17 protein-coding genes are annotated in these 17,698 nt (G+C 71.2%); 6 read left to right on the top strand and 11 right to left on the bottom strand.

Annotated elements, in window-relative coordinates:
- Positions 1-36 precede the first annotated feature (36 nt).
- Genes OG285_RS19300 through OG285_RS19290 form a run of 3 tightly spaced genes read left to right on the top strand, consistent with a single transcriptional unit; the run spans position 37 to position 1,507 of the window.
- Entirely contained in the window at positions 37-243 is a 207-nt protein-coding gene (locus OG285_RS19300) for a hypothetical protein (RefSeq protein ID WP_371791678.1), read from the top strand.
- A complete protein-coding gene (locus OG285_RS19295) occupies positions 240-1,160 on the top strand; it encodes a hypothetical protein (protein ID WP_371791677.1) in 921 nt (306 codons plus the stop codon). Before OG285_RS19300 ends, OG285_RS19295 begins: the two co-directional genes overlap by 4 nt.
- On the top strand, positions 1,157-1,507 hold the full coding sequence (locus tag OG285_RS19290) for a 4Fe-4S dicluster domain-containing protein (protein WP_371791676.1): 351 nt from the start codon (positions 1,157-1,159) through the stop codon (positions 1,505-1,507). Before OG285_RS19295 ends, OG285_RS19290 begins: the two co-directional genes overlap by 4 nt.
- A 122-nt stretch (positions 1,508-1,629) precedes the next feature.
- Here OG285_RS19290 and OG285_RS19285 read toward each other — a convergent pair whose 3' ends face one another.
- From OG285_RS19285 to OG285_RS19245, 9 genes are all read right to left on the bottom strand, one after another.
- Complete coding sequence (locus OG285_RS19285; RefSeq protein ID WP_371791675.1) at positions 1,630-2,601, bottom strand: acyl-ACP desaturase; 972 nt, start codon at positions 2,599-2,601, stop codon at positions 1,630-1,632.
- Between the two features lie 191 nt (positions 2,602-2,792).
- A complete protein-coding gene (locus OG285_RS19280; protein WP_371791674.1) occupies positions 2,793-4,241 on the bottom strand; it encodes an MFS transporter in 1,449 nt (482 codons plus the stop codon).
- A 180-nt stretch (positions 4,242-4,421) separates the two neighbouring features.
- Positions 4,422-5,288: an alpha/beta fold hydrolase gene (locus tag OG285_RS19275; RefSeq protein WP_371791673.1), complete on the bottom strand. Its 867-nt coding sequence runs from the start codon at positions 5,286-5,288 to the stop codon at positions 4,422-4,424.
- Between the two features lie 121 nt (positions 5,289-5,409).
- The gene (locus tag OG285_RS19270; protein WP_356827707.1) at positions 5,410-6,342 is read right to left on the bottom strand and encodes a prephenate dehydrogenase; all 933 of its coding nucleotides are present in this window, start codon (positions 6,340-6,342) and stop codon (positions 5,410-5,412) included.
- Positions 6,327-7,244 (bottom strand): phytanoyl-CoA dioxygenase family protein, encoded by a 918-nt coding sequence (locus tag OG285_RS19265; protein ID WP_356827705.1) that lies wholly within the window; start codon positions 7,242-7,244, stop codon positions 6,327-6,329. Before OG285_RS19265 ends, OG285_RS19270 begins: the two co-directional genes overlap by 16 nt.
- 64 nt (positions 7,245-7,308) lie before the next feature.
- Positions 7,309-8,373: a 4-hydroxyphenylpyruvate dioxygenase gene (gene hppD, locus OG285_RS19260; protein ID WP_371791672.1), complete on the bottom strand. Its 1,065-nt coding sequence runs from the start codon at positions 8,371-8,373 to the stop codon at positions 7,309-7,311.
- Positions 8,370-9,653 (bottom strand): beta-ketoacyl synthase, encoded by a 1,284-nt coding sequence (locus tag OG285_RS19255; protein ID WP_371791671.1) that lies wholly within the window; start codon positions 9,651-9,653, stop codon positions 8,370-8,372. The genes hppD and OG285_RS19255 overlap by 4 nt, the downstream gene beginning before the upstream one ends.
- On the bottom strand, positions 9,653-11,302 hold the full coding sequence (locus OG285_RS19250; protein WP_356827699.1) for a class I adenylate-forming enzyme family protein: 1,650 nt from the start codon (positions 11,300-11,302) through the stop codon (positions 9,653-9,655). The genes OG285_RS19255 and OG285_RS19250 overlap by 1 nt, the downstream gene beginning before the upstream one ends.
- Before the next feature lie 119 nt (positions 11,303-11,421).
- Positions 11,422-11,685, bottom strand: coding sequence for an acyl carrier protein (locus OG285_RS19245; RefSeq protein WP_356827697.1), 264 nt, complete (start codon positions 11,683-11,685; stop codon positions 11,422-11,424).
- Between the two features lie 18 nt (positions 11,686-11,703).
- Between OG285_RS19245 and OG285_RS19240 the strand changes: the two genes are divergently transcribed.
- Entirely contained in the window at positions 11,704-12,372 is a 669-nt protein-coding gene (locus OG285_RS19240; RefSeq protein ID WP_371791670.1) for a 4'-phosphopantetheinyl transferase superfamily protein, read from the top strand.
- A gap of 5 nt (positions 12,373-12,377) precedes the next feature.
- On the opposite strand, the gene OG285_RS19235 is transcribed toward OG285_RS19240, so the two are convergent.
- Together OG285_RS19235 and OG285_RS19230 are read right to left on the bottom strand one after the other, a co-directional pair.
- Positions 12,378-13,682 (bottom strand): class I adenylate-forming enzyme family protein, encoded by a 1,305-nt coding sequence (locus tag OG285_RS19235; RefSeq protein ID WP_371791669.1) that lies wholly within the window; start codon positions 13,680-13,682, stop codon positions 12,378-12,380.
- 385 nt (positions 13,683-14,067) lie between these two features.
- Positions 14,068-15,144 (bottom strand): alpha-hydroxy acid oxidase, encoded by a 1,077-nt coding sequence (locus OG285_RS19230; protein ID WP_371791668.1) that lies wholly within the window; start codon positions 15,142-15,144, stop codon positions 14,068-14,070.
- Between the two features lie 206 nt (positions 15,145-15,350).
- Here OG285_RS19230 and OG285_RS19225 point away from each other — a divergent pair, with 206 nt between their 5' ends.
- Entirely contained in the window at positions 15,351-16,301 is a 951-nt protein-coding gene (locus tag OG285_RS19225; protein WP_371791667.1) for an alpha/beta hydrolase, read from the top strand.
- Positions 16,302-16,305: 4 nt separating this feature from the next.
- Positions 16,306-17,646 (top strand): PLP-dependent aminotransferase family protein, encoded by a 1,341-nt coding sequence (locus OG285_RS19220; RefSeq protein WP_371791666.1) that lies wholly within the window; start codon positions 16,306-16,308, stop codon positions 17,644-17,646.
- Positions 17,647-17,698 lie beyond the last annotated feature (52 nt).

Genomic DNA, 17,698 nt, shown 5'->3' with positions numbered 1-17,698 from the left:
CGCCCGAGAGTAAAAAGTGAACGCACGATCGTGCTAATGTTCGCTCAACTCTCTTTCCTGGAGGACGGCATGACGTTCTCGCACTCTGCCCGCCGGCCGGGCAGCGCAGCGGACACACAGCCCGGACCCAACCAGTGGATCAAGGACCATCTGGACTCCGTGATCGACGACCAGCTGTTCGCGGACCGCCCCGGAGCCACCACCGACGCGCCGGCGCAGCGGCCCGGGGGGCCGCGGCCATGACCGGAGTACGCCCTGCGGGGCGCATAGGCATCGCGGTGGCGGCCGGCATGCTCAAAGGGGCCTACGGGCACGGCGTGCTGTCCGCCTTCGAAGAGCGCGGGCTGCGCGCGCACGTGTACGGAACCGCCTCGTCATCGGCCCTGTCCGGCGGCCTCGCCGCGGTGGGCCGGGCCCGGCAGACCGGCGTCGAGTACTGGCTGGGGGCGGCGGAGGCCGCCGAGTCGCAGGGCATGAGCAGTGTCGTGCTCGACAGCATCAAGCAGTACGGGCCGGTGCTGCGCGAAGGGTTGTTCCGCCCCTCCGCGCCCGAGTTCCTCCTGGCCACCGGCAAGGTCACCAATGCGGTCGCCGCCGAGCTCACCCAGGGGGCCGGGGCGAAGACCCTCGGCAAACAGCTCCTGCGCAACGTCTTCACGGGAGACCGGAGTTGGGTCGAGGAGAACCTGGCGACCGTGGTGTTCTCGTCCCGTGCGGAGGTTGGTGAAGGGCCCCGGCTCACACCGGACAACTACGACGCCGCGGCCTACGCGTCGACCCGCATGCTGCATGCCTGGCAGGTGCCGGCCGAGATCGACGGGGAAGCGTACGTCGACGCCTCGTACACCTGCTCCTGCCCCGCGCGGGAAGTCGCGGCCAGGGGCGTGGACGTGCTGATCGCCATCGGGTGCGACCCGTTCCCGCTCTTCCGGGATCTGTACGCGTCGGAGGAGATCGTCGACGGGTCCGTCCTGGACGGGGCCCGGGTCTCGGTGATCAAGCCGGACGAGGACCTCAAGAACCTCGGCGTGGACTACGCGGCGGCGACGGCCGCAGGGCTCGGCAAGGCCTACGGCCTCGGGCTCGATGCCGGGCACCGTTTCGCGGACGGCAACGCCGGGCTGTGCGGCCCGGCCGGATCCGATGAGGCGGCCCCATGACGCACGTGGTCACCGAGCAGTGCGTGCGGTGCAAGTTCACGGAGTGCGTCACCTACTGCCCCGTGGCCTGCTTCCGGGAGGCGGACACCTTCCTGGTCATCGACCCCGCGGAGTGCATCGACTGCGGGAACTGCGTGGAAGCGTGCCCCGCCGACGCGATCTACCCCGAGGGCGAACTGACCCCCGAGCTGCTGCCCGCACTCGAATGGAACGCCCGGCTCGCCGCCCGGCTCCCGCTGGCCACCACGCACATCGAGCCGTTGCCCGACGGTGAGGCGTGGAACGGCGAGCCCGGCAAGTGGCACGCCCTCCCGCCGGAGCAGGCACCGCGCGCCCCCTGCGCCTGATCCCGGCGCCGAGGCCGGGACTCACGCAGTGCCGCACACCCGCCCGTCCAGGCCCTGTCCGGTCGCGCGGGAACGACCGCGGGCCACCGGGGAACCGGTGGCCCGCGGTCGTCATCGTGCGGTCAGACGGTCGCCGCCTGCCGCTGGGCGCGCGCCGCCCTGATGCCTTCTCGCCGATCGGTGAAGGAGGTCGCCTTCTTGTCCAACTGCCCCATGAAGGAAGCGAGTTCCTCACGGGCCGCCTCGCCGTCCGGGCCGATACCGCCCCGCTCGAAGACCCTCAGCGTGCGCAGGATCGGCATCAGCACACTGTCGTGGTGCAGCCGGAGGTCGTAGATGCCGGCGATGGCGATCTCCGCGGACTTGCGGCGGAAGTCCTTGATGGTCGAGCCCGGCATCTCGAAACCCATGACCACGTCGCGGACGACCCGCAGGGCGATGTCCGGTGCCAGCTCGAAAGCGGCGTCCACCAGGTTGCGGTAGAAGACCATGTGCAGGTTCTCGTCCGCGGCGATCCGGGCGAGCAGCGCGTCGCAGTCCGGATCGGCGCTCACCTGGCCGGTGTTGCGGTGGGAGATCCGCGTGGCGAGTTCCTGGAACGCGGCGTACGCGATCGCGTGCAGGGCGCTGAAGCCGTCGGGGCGGTCGTAGCCGGCCGACATGTGGACCATCCGGGCCCGTTCGAGGGCCTTGGGGTCGACGGCCCGGGTGACCAGGAGGTAGTCGCGCAGCGCCGTGCCGTGCCGTGCCTCCTCCGCCGTCCAGCGGTCGACCCAGGTGCCCCAGGCGCCGTCCTTGCCGAACTCGGCCACCGCGAAGTGGTATCCGGGGAGGTTGTCCTCCGTGAGCAGGTTGACGACCAGGGACGTACGGGCGACGTCCGGGAGCGTGGCCTCGGACGGGGCCCATGGCTCGCCGCCCAGCCGGCCGTCGAAGTTCCGGCCCCGGGACCACGGGATGTACTCGTGCGGGAACCATTCCCTGGCGACCCCGAGGTGGCGGTGGAGGTTGCTCTCCACCACCGGTTGCAGCTCGGCCAGCAAGGAGTGCTCGGCCCGGGCCGTGGAGCGGTCGGATCGGTCGATGGGAGGCATGCTGCTCTCTTCTCCCCGTGGGTCGCACGGTCAGGTGGGTCGCACGGTCGGCGGGTCGCACAGTCGGGGGTTCACACAGTCAGGGGTTCGGGCGGTCAGCGGGTCGCGCGGTCAGGGGTTCGCACGGTCAGGTGAATCGCGCGTTCGCCGGCACCGGGGGAGGTGCCCGCTCCCCCGGTGGATTCCGTCGGTCACGCGGACTTCCGGGCCCCCGCGCGGATCGCCGGGGCGACGGCGGCAGCCGCGACGGACCCGATGGCGCAGGCGAGGAAGACCCGGAGGTAGCCCTGGTCGTCGAGGACGTCGTAGCGTTCGAGGACGGCAGCCAGGACCGCGATGCCCAGCGCCCCGCCGATCTGCCGGGCCGTCATCATCAGTCCCGTTCCGGAGGCGAAGCGCTCGGGGGCCAGGGACGCCGTGGCCGCGTTGGAGATCGCCGTCAGCGCGGCGCCGATGCCGATGCCCGCCACGACGCCGATCGGCAGCCACACGCCGAGGTAGCGCTGCTCGGTCCCGAGCAGCAGGTACATCGCCGCGCACGAACCGCCGAAGAGCAGCGATCCGAAGAGCGCTGCCGCCCACTGGGACTGCGGGCCCACCCGCCGTCCCACCACCAGGGCGCCGATCGCCGCACTGAAGGCGCCCGGCGTCACCGCGAGGCCGGCCTTCAGCTCCGAGTAACCCCACACCGCGTTGAGGAACAGCAGCGTCGAGAGCAGGTAGGAGTACATGGCCGCGCCGAAGAGCAGCGACGTGACGTTCGTGGCCGCGAAGGAGCGGCTGCGCCAGAGGTCCCACTCGATGGCGGGGGCGACGTGCCGCCGGGAGAGCAGGAGAGCCGCCGCGAGGAGTACCGCACCGCCGGTCAGCAGTCCGACGACCCGCCCGCTGCCCCAGCCCCAGTCCGTCCCCTGGGTCACACCGAACACCACCCCGCCGACGCCCAGGGCCAGGGCCAGCGTCCCCAGCGGGTCGGGGAGCCTGCGGCCGCCGGCGGTGTCGCCGGAGAGCCGGGCGGCGCCCGCCACGATCACGATGCCGAGCGGCAGATTGATCAGGAAGACACTGCGCCAGCCCCATGCGTCCACCAGCAGCCCGCCCAGGCTCGGGCCCACGGCCGCCGCCATGCTGCCGACCGCGCCCCAGACACCGAGCGCGACCTGCCGCCGGGCCGCCGGGGTGTGCTGCAGGACGAGACCCAGCGCCGACGGGATCATCCCGGCGGCCGCCACGCCTTGCAGCGCCCTGGCCGCGATGAGCATGGGAACGCCGACGGCGGCCCCGCTCAGCAGCGAAGCGACGGTGAACAGGGCGGTGGAGAAGAGGAACAGCTTCTTGCGCCCGATGACGTCGGCGATCCTGCCCGCGACGGCGAGCAGGGCCGCGAACACGACGGTGTACGCCGTGACGACCCAGGTCAGCTGGGCCAGCGACGCGTCGGGGAAGTCGGCCCGCAGGTCGGGGAAGGCGATGTTCACGACCGTGGTGTCGAGCACCGCGAGGAACGTGGCCCCGGACGCGACGAGCAGGGCCCGCTTCGCGACCGGGGAGGCGGCGACGTCGTGCTCCTGCGTGCCGTCCTCCCGGTCCGTGGTCCCGGCCGGTCCCGCGTCCCGCGAGGGAGGTGAGGCGGTGGTCATGCGAGGAGGTCCCTTCGTCGTCGGTTGCGCAGCCGTCACCCGGTCCGCAGCGGTGGGCCGCCCGATAAAAGTAAACGACCGTCCGTGCTTTATGAAGGGGAATCCGGGAGCATCCCCGTTCCCGCCTCCGGAAGGGCCCCTCCCCCCGTCCTGAAAGGGGCCCCCGGTGCTCCCCCGGTGCTACGCGGCGGGCCCGCCGGCGGCCCCGCCGATGAAGTCCATCGCGCTGTCGATGACCACCTGCTCACCCAGTACCTTGCGGTGCCCGAGCCCGTTCGTCAGGACCAGCTCCGCCTGGTCCCCGTACGCCTGCTTCAGGGCGTGCGCCTGCGCGACCGGCACCAGTTCGTCGTGCACGTCGTGCACGATCCGCATGGGCACCTTGATCTCGTGGGGCCGGCAGGTGGCGTCGAACAGCGACCAGGGATCCTCGACCGCCGCGAACAACTGCTGTGCGATCCGGTCCCGCAGACCGCCGTGGAGCGGGCCGGCGAGCCCGAGGATCCGCGCGAACTCGTCAGGAAGATGGCCGAAATCCTTCACCGCCGAGACCGTCACCAGACGCTCGGCGCGGATCCCGCCGCGCAGCGCCAGGAACGCGCTGGTGGCGCCGAGCGAATGAGCGAGCACGGTGTGAAAGGTCCCGTACTCCTCCTGGAGGAGACCGATGATCTCGCGGTACTCAAGGATGGTGGTGGTACGTCCCGACGACTCCCCGTGCCCCGGGGTGTCGAACGACAGCGCTGTCAGACCGAGTTCTTCGAGGCGCGGGACGAACCCGGCGAACCGCGACGCGCGGGACTGCCAGCCGTGCAGCATGAGCACGGGGCGCGCGCCGGTGCCCCACCGGTAGACGCGCACCCGCTTCCCGGCCACGGTCAGCGTCGCCGTGCCCGCCCGCTCGTGCACCTCGCGCTCGGGGGGCAGCACCTTGCCGCGCCTGAGCGGATGGCAGAACAGCGAGTACACCGCCCTCCCGGCAAGACCGGGCGCCGGGCGCGCCAGAGCGTTCAGGGCCGCACCGACGAGCGGCGCCCCCCGGCTCATCGGCGGGCCCCGTCCGCCGCGCCGGCGGTCCGGCGTGGCAGCCGTACGGTCGACTCGCCTGCCACACACGGGAGTACGGCCGGATCCAGCAGGCCCCGCGGCGGCAGGGGTACGTCGGTGCTCACCTTGTCAGCTCTCCGATCATCTCGCTGTCCGGGTGTGCGGCGCGGGGGACACCGCGTACGGGCGCCCCGGGGATCCGGCCGCGCCCCTGCACACCGCGGACCAGCGCGGTGTGCAGCCGCGCGCGGGCGGCGGAGTCCTCCCGCGACGGTTCAGCCCCCAGGTCCCGCAGTGCGCCGGCCACGGTGTTCAGTTCGGCGACGAACTCGGCCAGCACGTCCGCGACCGCTGTCGCGTTGGAGCCGAGGATGTCGGTCCACAGCTCCGGGTCACCACCGGCTATCCGGGTCGCGTCCCGCACGCCCTGTCCCGCCAGGCGGAGCTGGGAATCGTCCCCCTGCAGGAGCCGGGAGGCGAGGAGACTCGCGACCACGTGCGGCGTGTGCGACACGAGGGCCATGGCCCGGTCGTGCTGGTCGGGTTCCATCGTCACCGGCCGGGCGCCGCACAGCTCGGCGAGTTCCGTGACCCGGACGACCGTACGGCGGCCGACGCCGCCGGCCGGGGTGAGGATCCAGGGCTTGCCCCGGAAGAGATCGACCTGGGCGGCGAGCGGCCCGGACTGCTCCCGGCCCGCCATGGGGTGGCCGCCCACGAAGCAGGTCAGATCACAGCCCAGCGCCGCGGCTTCGGACTGGGGCCGCACCTTGACACTGGCCACATCGGTGAAGTCATGCGCCAGACCCTTGAGTTGCTGGTCCCGCAGGGCTGACGCCACATGCTGGGGCGGCACCGCGATGACTGCCAGGTCCACCGGCACCCGGGGCGCTCCCACCACACCCGCTCCGAGTTCGGCCGCGATGCGCGCGGCTTCCGGGTTCGCGTCGATGAGGTAGGGAGTCACGCCCTGGCTCCGCAGAGCCAGGGCGATCGACGTACCGATCAGGCCCGTCCCGACCACAGCGGCGCTGCGCATCAGCTGCTGCGCCACAGCACGGGGAGGAACTCGGGGTCGCTGTAGTCCGGCGTACCACCGCTGGTCCTGCGCACCAGGACGTCGTGGTTGTACGAGACCTGCGTGCCGTCCGACCGGCGGAAGTCGCGGTACCGGTTCTCGCCGTCCTGCAGGTGGAGGGAGACCGCCCGGCGGGGGCGGTCACTCACGTTGGCACCGCTGCCGTGGTACGTGCGGCAGTGGTGGAAGTTGACGTGCCCCCTGGGTATGTGGACGGGGATCTTGCGCACCTCTGTGTTGTTGTACGCGGCGTTCTCCCGGAGCATGGTCTCCAGCTCGCCGCGGTCACGCTCGGCGAAGTGCTTCGACGTCGCGTCGTTGTCCGCGGTCTCCTTCCACAGGTGGCTGCCGTCGACCATCGTGATCGTGCCCATGTCCTCGCCGCAGTCGTGGAAGGGGATGAAGGCGGTGAGCATCCGTTCCGACGTGGACGTGGCCCAGTAGTGCCGGTCGAAGTGCCAGGGGACGATGTTCGACTGTTCGCCGGCGACCGGCGGCTTGTAGATCAGCGTCGACTGGAACACCCTGATCTCGTCCGCCTGCGCGAGGCGGGCGGCCACCGCACCGAGCAGCGGCTTGCGCAGGATGCCGCCGATGGTGTCGTCCTCGTAGTGGATGTAGTCGTTGTGGCGCTGCACCTCACCGCGCTCGGGCTCCCAGTAGGCCAGCTTGGGCGGGCGGGCCGGCAGGGTGCGGTCGCGGTGGCCGGAGTAGAAGCGCTCACTGGCCGACTCCAGGAGATCCGTCTCCTCGTCGGTGAACAGCTTCTTCGAGAGGTACCAGCCGTGCTCGGCGTAGAACGCGACCTCCTCGTCGGTGGGGAGGAGCGCACGCTCCTCGGCGGTCAGGTCGAACGGAGCAGAGTCCTGAGCAGTCACGGGTGTTCCTTAGGTACGACGGGTACGACGGACGGGGACGTGCCGGAACGGTGCGCGGGCCCGGTCAGGCCAGTGCCTTCTCCCGGGCGACCGCCTCGTAGAGGGCCTTGATGTTCCCGCTGCCGAAGGTGCGCGCCCCGTGCCGGTCGATGACCTCCCAGAAGAAGGTCTTCCGTACGTGCATGGACTGGGTGAAGATCTGGAAGACCTGGCCCCAGTGGTCCTGGTCGACCAGCACACTGGTGCGGCGCAGATCCTCGATCCGCAGTTCGGGCCGGCCCATTCGGGCCGTCAGTTCGTCGTAGTAGGTGTCGGGCGTCTCCAGGAACTTCACACCGCGCGCCTCAAGGGCGGGCACCGTGGTGACGATGTCGTCGGTGAGCAGCGCGAGGTGCTGTACCCCGGCACCGCCGTGCCGGGCCAGGAAGGCGTCGATCTGCCCCGGCTGGCGGTCCGCCACCGGTTCGATGAGAGTGAAGGTGACCTTGCCCGACGGGCTCTGCACCACCTTGGAGTCCATCGCCTGCTCACCGACCTCGATGAACTCCTCGAAGATCTGGCTGAACCCGAAGACCTTCTCGTAGAAGGCGACGGTCGGGCACAGTTCCCCCGCCGGCAGGCAGACCGCCGCATGGTCCACGGTGTGCAGCAGCTGCGCGTTCTCCTCGGGGTCGTCGGCGAAGATGTCCATCACCCCGGGCAGGAAGTCGCTGCGGTCCCCGCTCCGCTGCACCAGCCGGTGGGCGACGTCGCCGAAGCCGAGCACACTGGCCGTGACGACCTCCGTGCCGTCCCGGCGGAAGGTCTCCGCCTCCTCGACGACGGTGGCGCCCCGGCCGACCGCCTCGGCCAGGGCCCGCACGGTGTCGGTCACCTCGAAGGCGATGTTGGCCACGCCGTCCCCGTGCAGCGCCACGTACCGGGCCGCCGGGTGGTCCGGGGAGAGCGCGGAGGTCAGCACGATGTCGGTGCCGCCCTGGCTCAGCAGCAGCGAGCGCCGGTCCCCGTGCCCCGTCTCCGGCCCTGCCTGGCCGCGCACCCGGAATCCGAACGCCGTGCACAGATAGAACGCCGTCTGCTGGGCGTCTCCGACATAGAACTCGATGTGGTCTACGGCTCCGATGTTCACGCGTAATCCCCTCCCTGACGCTTCTTACGAGTGCTGGCTGTACCGAAGAGCAAGCTGACGTTGTGGCCGCCGAAGGCGAACGAGTTGGAGATCGCGGCGTCGATCCGCCCGCGCCGGGCCTCACCCCGCACGTGGTCCGCCTCGCACGCCGGGTCCACCTCGTCGAGGTTGTGGGTGGGCGGGAGGACGCCCCGCGCGAGGGCGAGCGCGCAGATGGCGGCCTCCACCGCCCCGGATCCGCCCAGCAGATGACCCGTCATCGACTTGGTACCGCTGACGGCGGGCGCGTGCGCGCCGAAGACGGACCGGATGGCCTTGGTCTCGGCCACGTCGCCCAACTTGGTCGCCGTGCCATGGGCGTTGACGTAACCGACGTCCTCGGGCACCATCCCGGACGTCCTCAGCGCCCCACGCATGCTGAGCGCGGCCCCCTCGCCGTCCGGCCGTGGCGCGGTGGGCCGGTACGCGTCGGTCGTGGCCCCCCAGCCGAGGAGATCGGCGTACCCGGCCGCCCCGCGGGCGTCCGCGTGCTCGGCGCGCTCGACGACCAGGACGCCCGCGCCCTCCGCCAGGACGAACCCGTTGCGGCGGCGGTCGAAGGGCCGGCTGGCCGCCTCGGGGTCGTCCCAGCCGCTCGCCAGCGCCCTGGCATGCGCGAACGCGAGCGCGGATGTGGGATTGAGCGGTGCCTCGGCACCCCCGCACACCACCACGTCGGCCTCGCCGTACCGGATCAGCCGGGCCGCTTCGGCCACCGCGTGCGCACCGGCGGCGCAGGCCGTGGCCATGGCCGAACTCCACCCCCGTATGCCGTACTTGATGGCGATGCGGGCCGCGGCCATGTTCGGCAGCATCCCGGGCAGCAGATAGGGGCTGACCGCCGTCGGGCCGCGCTGCGCGCGGGCCTGGGTCTGCTCCTCGTACGTGGTGAGACCGCCGGCGCCACTGGAGACGATCACTGCGACCCGGTGCGGGTCGACGTCCTGTCCCACCACGATCCCCGAGTCGGCGAGCGCGTCGTCGGCCGCGGCCAGGGCCATCAGCACATAGCGGTCGACCAGCCGGCCCTCGCTCCTGGGGAGCACTTCGGCGGCCTCGATCCCCGGCGCGATGCCGGCCACGTCCAGCGTGCCGTCGAGGAGGTGTCCGGCCGGGGGTCTGCGCAGACCGGACTTGCCGTTGCTCACCGCGTCGAACAGGTCCGCCGCGCCACGCCCCAGCGGCGTGAAGGTGCCGAGTCCGGTGATGACGGCGGCCGGGCCCGCCGTGCTCGCGGCCATCAGGCGGCCACCTGCCCGGCCGCGGTCTCCTGGCCGAGCAGCTCACCGTCGAGGAACCGCCGGCGCAGCAGGACCTTGCGCACCTTGCCGGTCGCGCCGAGCGGGATGCTGTCCGGGCTGACCACCACCACGCGCTCGACCGTGCGCGCGACCTGGGGCGCCAGGGCGGACAGGACCTCCCCGGTGCGGTCGGCCTCCTGGTCCGCCGTGGGGTCGAGCACCAGCAGGACCGAGGTGGCGACCCTCCCCTCGTTCCGCACGGCGACGACCGTGCACTCCCGCACGTCCGCGCAGTCGGCCAGGATCTGCTCCTCGCACAGCATCGTGTAGAGCTTGCCGCCCTCGCCCAGATCGACCGCGTCCACCAGCCGGTCCACGTGGTAGTAGTAGCCGTCCTCGTCGTGGAACACGAGGTCACCGGTCAGGAAGTAGCCGTCCCTGCGGGTGCGGTAGGTGGTGACCGAGTCGTTCCAGTAACCGAGCGAGAGCGTCGGCGCGCTGACGGCGAGCTGCCCGACCTGGCCGGCGCCCAGCTTCTCCCCGTCGTCACCGACGACGGCCACGTCCGAGAAGGCGTGCGGCTTGCCGATGCACCGGCCGTAGCGCCCGGTGTCGGGGGTGTGCGTGATGAAGAACTGGGAGTGGCCCATCTCCGACGAGCCGAGTCCGTCCACGAAGAAGGATCCGGCGCGGCGCTCCCGGCCGCGGGTGGTGACCGATTCCCGGGTGCCCACGGCGATGAGCTTGCGGATGTGGGACTCGTGCGCGCAGTCACCGGTGTTCCACCAGGTGCGTACGGAGCCGAGGTCGCGGGCCGAGAAGTCCTCGCCCGCCAGCTCCGACCAGGTGGCGGCGAAGCCGAGGACGCTCTGCGGCTGCCAGGACTCGATCGCGTCCAGCACCGCGGGCCCTGACTGCTGTGAGAGGACGGCCAGTTGGGCCCGGTTGGTCAGGGCGAGGTTGACGGCGATCACGGTGGCCGCGTGCGCCGACGGCAGGGCGCCGAGCATCCGGTCGAGCCCCTGGCCCTTGGGCAGCGACAGGCGGTGGCGGATCGCCGCGAACAGGCTGTGGTGCGAGTGGGTCACGGCCTTGGGCAGGCCCGTGGTCCCGGAGGAGTGGGTGATGACCACGGGTTCGTTGCCGTGGTGCCGGTACGGGCCGGGAGCCCGGGCCGCGTCGCCGCCGCCCAGGTCGGCAGGGGCCGCGAGGAACGCCGTGGTGGCCCCCGCCGAGGTCAGGGCGGACCGGTGCGGGGCGTCGGCGATGACGCCGACGGCTCCCAGCCGCCTGATGTACTCGGCGGCCTGCCCGGCGGGGAGTCTGCCGTTGACGAGTGCGGGAATCGCTCCGATCCGGACGAGTGCCAGGTAGCTGAGCACCTGGTCGGCTCCCTCGGTCACCCAGACGGCGACCGGGTCCCGGGGCCCGACCCCGAGCGTGTGCAGCGCGGCCGCCCGGGCGGCCACCCGTTCCCCCAGCTCGGCCAGCGTCAGGGCCTGCCAGGCCGGGTGGCCGTCCACCTCGGTGTCGAAGGTCAGTGTGGGCGTGTCGAGAAGGGTGCCGCGTTCGATCAGCGTGGTGAGTACGTTGCCCACGCCCAACCGCTGGTCGGCGGCGAGTTCCGCGCGCTCGTTCTTGGGATTCATTCCCCGGGTCTCCACATTCTGGGTCGGACTCTTCGCGTACGGCGTGCCGCTCCTGCCCTGCCCGCCGCGGGTGCGGCTCGGGCAGGAAGGAGCGTGTTTCGGGCCTGAGCGGGCGGCGGCTACTTGGCCGCGGCAGCGGTGGCCGCCCGCTCGACGATCTCCTTGACGAGTCCGGAGACGGTGAGGAGAGCGACGGTCTCCATCTCGTCCTCCTCGAACTTCACGCCGTACGTGTCCTCGACCTGGATGGCTATCTCGGCGACGGAGAGCGACTCCAGGTCCAGACCGGCCGGCCCCAGCGGGGTTTCGCCGGTGACGTCCGTAACGTCGTAGTTCATGTTCTCAAGCGCTTCGATGATGAACTTCTCGACTTCAGCAGACATTTGATTGACTCCCTCTTCATGGATGGGCACCCGGGACTGAACCCGGACACGGTGACGGTGCTCTGGTGCACCACGGACGGGGACGAACGCCGTTCTGCACACACCCTGCTGGTGCGTACCGCGGCGCGGATGCTCGATGTCCCGCTGCCCGAGATCTGGTTGGAGCACGAGCCCGGCGGCCGGCCGCTTCTCGGCGGCGCCGGCAAGTCGCTGCAGGTCAGCGTGGCTCACGCGCGCGGAGCCCTGGCGGTGGCGCTGACCACCGCGGCCCCGGTAGGGGTGGATGTGGAGGTGGTACGGGGGCTGCGTGCCGAGGCGCTCGCGCGGACCTGGCTGCACCCCTCGGAGGAGGTGTGGATCGCCGCCCTGCCCGAGGCGGACCGGTCAGCGGCGTTCCTGTGGCTGTGGACCCAGAAGGAGGCGGTCGGCAAGGCACTCGGCCTGGGGCTGCGCCGGGGAGGCATGAGCCGCCCCGTGCCCGTTGCCGAGCACTGGCCTCCCCGCACCGGCGGAATGCCGGTACCGCGCCCGCTGCCGGGTGATCCGCGTATCGCCGCTGCCGCGGCGCTGGCCGACGGCGGGCGTCATGTCATCGGTGTCGCCGTGCACGGGTGCGCGGACGGCGGGCCTGAGACGCGCGGGGTACGGGTCCGGGTGCACCGGGTGGCCACCGCGCCGCGCGATTAAGCAGGTCATGTCAGGGCTGCCGACCGCGCGGCCGCGCGCAGGACACCGGCGTCGCGCACCGGCTTGCCCGTGACGGTACGGGGCAGTTCCGTCAGAATGTGCAGCGCGCGCGGCCGTTTGTACGGCGCGAGGCGGGCCGCGACCGAGTCGGCCAGGCCGTCGGAGGTGTGCTGGTCGGTGACGGTGACGAAAGCCTCGATACCGGTGCCCTGCACCACCACGGCGTCGGCGACGCCGGGCAGGGTGGAGATGGACTCCTCGACCTCGGAGAGGTCCACCTTCAGCCCTCCGACGGACACTTGGGAGTCGAGCCGGCCCTGCACGGTGAGCAGCCCGGTCGACTCGTCCAGGACGCCCGCGTCCTTCGTGCGCAGCCAGCCGTCCACGAAGCGGGTCGGATCCGTCTGCCCCACGTACGGGGTCTCCGGCAGCCCCAGCAGGATCTGTCCCTCCGCGACGCGCACCTCCATTCCCGGCGCCGGGGTCAGAGCGGGGCTGGTGGCCCCGGTCAGATCGGCGGCGATGACTCCGGCCTCGGTCATTCCGTACATGGCTCCGAGCTGGGCGCCGTAGAGCCGGGTGAAGCGCTCCCGGACATCGGCCTTGACGAGTTCACCGCCGACGATCAGGCGGCTCAACTGGGGCAGTGCGAGCGGCGACCGGGCCGCGGCGAGCAGTGCGGCCTGGGACGGAACGCCGAGGATCGTCGTCGGTTCGGGCCCTGCCGCGACAGCCTTGAGGACTCCGTCGACCGTCTGCATTCCGGGCAGCACCACCTGCACTCCGGCAGCGAGCCCGTGGAGCAGGCCGCCCACCAGCCCGAGGACGTGGACGATCGAGGCCAGCACCACGCTCCGTTCCCCTCTGCGGGGGAACCCTTCGAGCCGGGCGTAGCGTTCCAGCTCGGCAAGGAGGCTGCTCACCGTACGGCCGATCACCTTGGAAGGGCCGGTCGACCCGGAGCTCAACTGCAGCAGGGCGTGGGGCGAGACGGCCGGCCGGCCGCCGGGCAGGGGTGTGATGCGGCTGTGGACATCGAAGTAGCCGCGCAGCCGCCCGGTGACCTCCGCCACGGGCTCCACCACCAGCTGGGGCGTGAGGCGGGCGATCGCCTTGCCGACCTCGTACGTGGTCAGCCGGTGGTCTATCAGGGCCACTTGGCCGCCCTGCCGCCATCCGGCGAGCAGCGCGACGACACAGCCCAGGGAAGGGGGCATACGGACCGCGAGTGTCCCGCCGGCCGTCAGACCGGCCGCGCGGAGGCGCTCCTGCTCGTCCGCGACCAGCCGGCGGAGTTCCGCACGACTCACGGAGCGGCCGATATGGAGAATCCTCTCCTGCCCGTCCCCCGAGAGTAATATGTCGTCGACCCACGCGGTCTCGAACCAAACGGGCCTTTTCGGCACCGTTTCCCCCACTGAAATCCCCACCCATCACAGTTTCAGAACGAAACGGCCGCTGCGCACGACTCTGCAAGGCGCACCTGTGCCGGATACAGAAGCCGCCGATATCCCCTCCTGCGGCACATTCATCGTTACCCACTACTTTCGAGTAAGCAAGCAAAACTTTGCGTGAAGTGCCGCCGGACGGAAAGGGCTTTTCCGGGAACGCCAAAATCCCCATTCGCCAGTACGGTGAACCGTACGGAGAAACGAACGAATGGGGTGAGGTTCATTCTGGTCAACCCTACAAAGGTTAACGGCGGGCGACTCCAGAGGAACTGAATAGCTGGACTCGGGGAACACCCATCAGCGCCATGACCTCTTCGAACTCTTCCTGGAGGACTTGGAGAACCGCGGCCGCACCAGCACTTCCCGAATGGGCGAGACCCCAGAAAACAGGGCGCCCGACAAACACGGCGCCCGCACCGAGACACAGCGCTTTAGCGATGTCGGCACCATGCCTAATACCGCCGTCCAGGATGAGCAGACATCGCCCAGCAACCGTCTCGGATATCTCGGGAAGGGCGTCGACGGCACTCTGGGCAAAATCGAGCTGACGCCCTCCGTGATTCGAGACGACGATGCCGTCGATGCCGTACTTCACAGCGGTTTCGGCATCCTCGGCCGCCAGGACGCCCTTCAGCACGATCGGCAGTGACGTGTGCTCACGGAGCCAGGCCAGGTCCTCCCAGGTAATGGAGGGGTCGAACTGCTCCTTCGAATGCCGGGCGATGGCGGATTCACCGGCCGTCCCGACGTGGGACGCGGACATGACCGACGGATCGATGTTCACCGCGCGGACACCCTCGGGAACGGCGAAGCCATTGCGCACGTCCCGGTGGCGACGGGCGACCCTCGGCGCGTCGACCGTCAGGACGAGGGCCTGATACCCGGCATCCTCCGCGCGGCGCATCAGGCCGGTCATCAACTCGCGGCGCCTGAGCCAGTAGAGCTGAAGCCAGAGCGGCCCCTCGGCCGCCGCCGCGATGTCCTCCAGGGTCCGGCTCGCGAACATGCTGACCGTGAAGAGGGAGCCGGCCGCACCGGCGGCCCGCGCCGTCGCCACCTCGCCCTCGGGGTGGGCGAGTTGGTGGTACGCCATGGGGGCGATGCCCAGGGGCGCCGCCAGCCGCGCGCCCAGCAGCGACGTACCGGGGTCACAGTCCGAGACGTCCACCAGGCATCGCGGCCGCAGCGGCAGCCGGTCGAGCGCGTCCCGGCCGGCCGACAGCATTGACTCGGTACCACTTCCACCCGCCAGGAAGTCCCACACGGGCCGCGGCAGCTGCTCCCTGGCAGCCGCCTCGTACTCATGAAGTGCCAGCGACATCAATGCAGTTGCCCCCATCATCGTCTGCCTTCACACGCCGCGGGCCAATCCCCCAACTAACCGCACGGGCGTACGTTAACCTAACCCTCCCACATGTCCGCACGGTCGTCCACTTAGTCAGCCGGGGCCCCGAACTCCCCTTGGCCGCACGGCAGTCCGGACACCGGCCGCACTCCCGCGGCCCACGAACCCCGCCCGGAGGCACCATGTCATTCGATCCACAGCTACAGGCCCTGTACGACCGGCGGGCGCAGCAGGACGTCCGCCCGCTGTACGCCATGACGCTCGCCGAGGCGCGGGCCGCCGATCTCGCCGCGATACGGGCCGGTGCCGGCACTCCGGAACCGGTGGCCCGGGTCATCGACACCTCGATGGACGGCCCGGCCGGACCGCTGCCCCTCCGTATCTACCGCCCCGACGCCGAGGGGCCGCTGCCCGTACTCGTCTACTTCTTCGGCGGCGGCTGGACGCTGGGCTCACTGGACACCGGCGACGCGATCTGCCGGAGCCTGACCAACTCGGCAGGCTGCCTCACCGTGGCCGTCGGCTACCGGCTCGCCCCCGAGCACAAGTTCCCCGCGGCCCCCGACGACTGCTTCGCGGCCGTACGGTGGGCCGCCGAACACGCCGGTCAGTACGGCGGGGACGCGGCCCGGCTGGCCGTCGGCGGGGACAGCGCGGGCGGGAACCTCGCCGCCGCGGTGACCCTCATGGCCCGTGACGCGGGCGGCCCGGACCTCCACGCCCAGCTCCTGGTCTACCCCAACACCGACTGCCTCGCGGACACTCCGTCGCGCCGGGAGAACACCGACCCGCTCCTCTTCAACGACAAGTCCGTGCGGTGGTACTGGGACAACTACCTGGCCACCCCGGAGGACGGCACCCACCCGCTCGCCTCGCCGCTGCGCGCCGCCGACCACTCCGCCCTGCCGCCCGCGCTGGTGATCACCGCCGAACACGATCCGCTGCGCGACGAGGGCGAGAGCTACGCACGGCGACTCCGGGACAGCGGGGTCCCCGTCGAGGTGACGCGGTACCCCGGGACGGCCCATGGCTTCTTCGCGATGGCCGGCACTCTCGACGCGGGCCGCGCCGCGCTCGGGCAGGCAGCGGCCCATCTGCGTACGGCCCTCGCTCCGGCCCCGGCGGGAGGCTGATCCCGTGGACGACCTCACCGCACCCTCCGCGCGGCCCCGCCCGCTCGCCCTGGGCGACCTGCACGCCTCCCTCACCGATCCCGTGCTCGACGCGATGAACTTCCTCAACGAAGTCGTGGCGCGCTTCCCCGAGGCACTGTCCTTCGCCCCCGGCCGGCCGTCGGAGGGCTCCTTCGAGGTGGCCGACCTGCCACGGTACCTGCGCTCCTACACCGACTACCTGGAACACGAACTCGGCTGGCCGCAGGACCGGGTGCGCACCCAGCTCTTCCAGTACGGGCGCACCAACGGCATCATCAACGAGCTCATCGCCCGGACCCTCGCCAACGACGAGCAGATCCACGTGAGTCCGGAGTCCGTGGTGGTGACGACCGGCTGCCAGGAGGCGATGCTGCTCACGCTGCGGGCCCTCTTCGCCCGGCCCGAGGACACCCTGCTCGTCAGCTCCCCCTGCTATGTGGGCGTCACCGGTGCGGCCCGGCTGCTCGACATCGCCGTGCGTCCCGTACCGGAAGGGGCCGAAGGGCCGGACCCCGAGGCCGTCCTGGCCGCCGTGCGCCGGACGCGGGAGGAGGGGCGCCGCCCCCGCGCCCTCTACGTCGTACCGGACTTCGCGAACCCCTCCGGTACGAGCATGCCGGTCGCCGCACGCGAGAGGCTGCTGGAGCTCGCGGAGGCGGAGGACCTGCTCGTCATGGAGGACGATCCCTACGGATTCTTCGTCCGCGCCGGACCGGCCCGCCCCACGCTCAAGGCACTGGACCGTCGTCAACGGGTCCTGCATCTGGGGTCGTTCGCCAAGACCGCCCTCCCCGGGGCCCGCGTCGGATACATCGTGGCCGACCAGACGGTCATCGGCCCGTCCGGGGAACGCGTCCCGCTCTCCGAGCAGTTGTCGAAACTCAAGAGCATGACCACGGTGAACACCTCGGCGCTCGGCCAGGCGGTCATCGGTGGTCTGCTCGTGGAGTCCGGCTGCCGCCTGCGCGAGGCGAACGCCGAGGCCGTGTCGCACTACCGGAACAACCTCGACACCCTGCTGCGCGAGCTGGACCGGCACTTCCCGGCCGAGCGCCGCCGCGAGCTCGGCATCAGCTGGAACGAACCCGACGGCGGCTTCTTCCTCGTGGTCGACGTCCCCTTCCCCGCCGACACCAAGGCCCTGGAGCACTCAGCCCGGACCTTCGGCGTGCTGTGGACCCCGATGCGCGACTTCCATCTCGACGGCGGGGGCACGCACCAGCTGCGCCTGTCCTGCAGCGCCCTCACACCCGACGGGATCGCCGAGGGCGTGGGCCGGCTGGCCCGGTTCATCGAGGCGCGGACGGCCGAGCCGGCCCCGTGAATCTCCCCGCCCGGACACTCAAAGTGAACGCACGATCGTGCTAATGTCTCTT

Source organism: Streptomyces sp. NBC_01471 (assembly GCF_041438865.1).
Lineage (GTDB): Bacteria > Actinomycetota > Actinomycetes > Streptomycetales > Streptomycetaceae > Streptomyces.
Note: the sequence above shows the minus strand (reverse complement) of the source record. Positions and strands in the feature narration are given on the sequence as shown.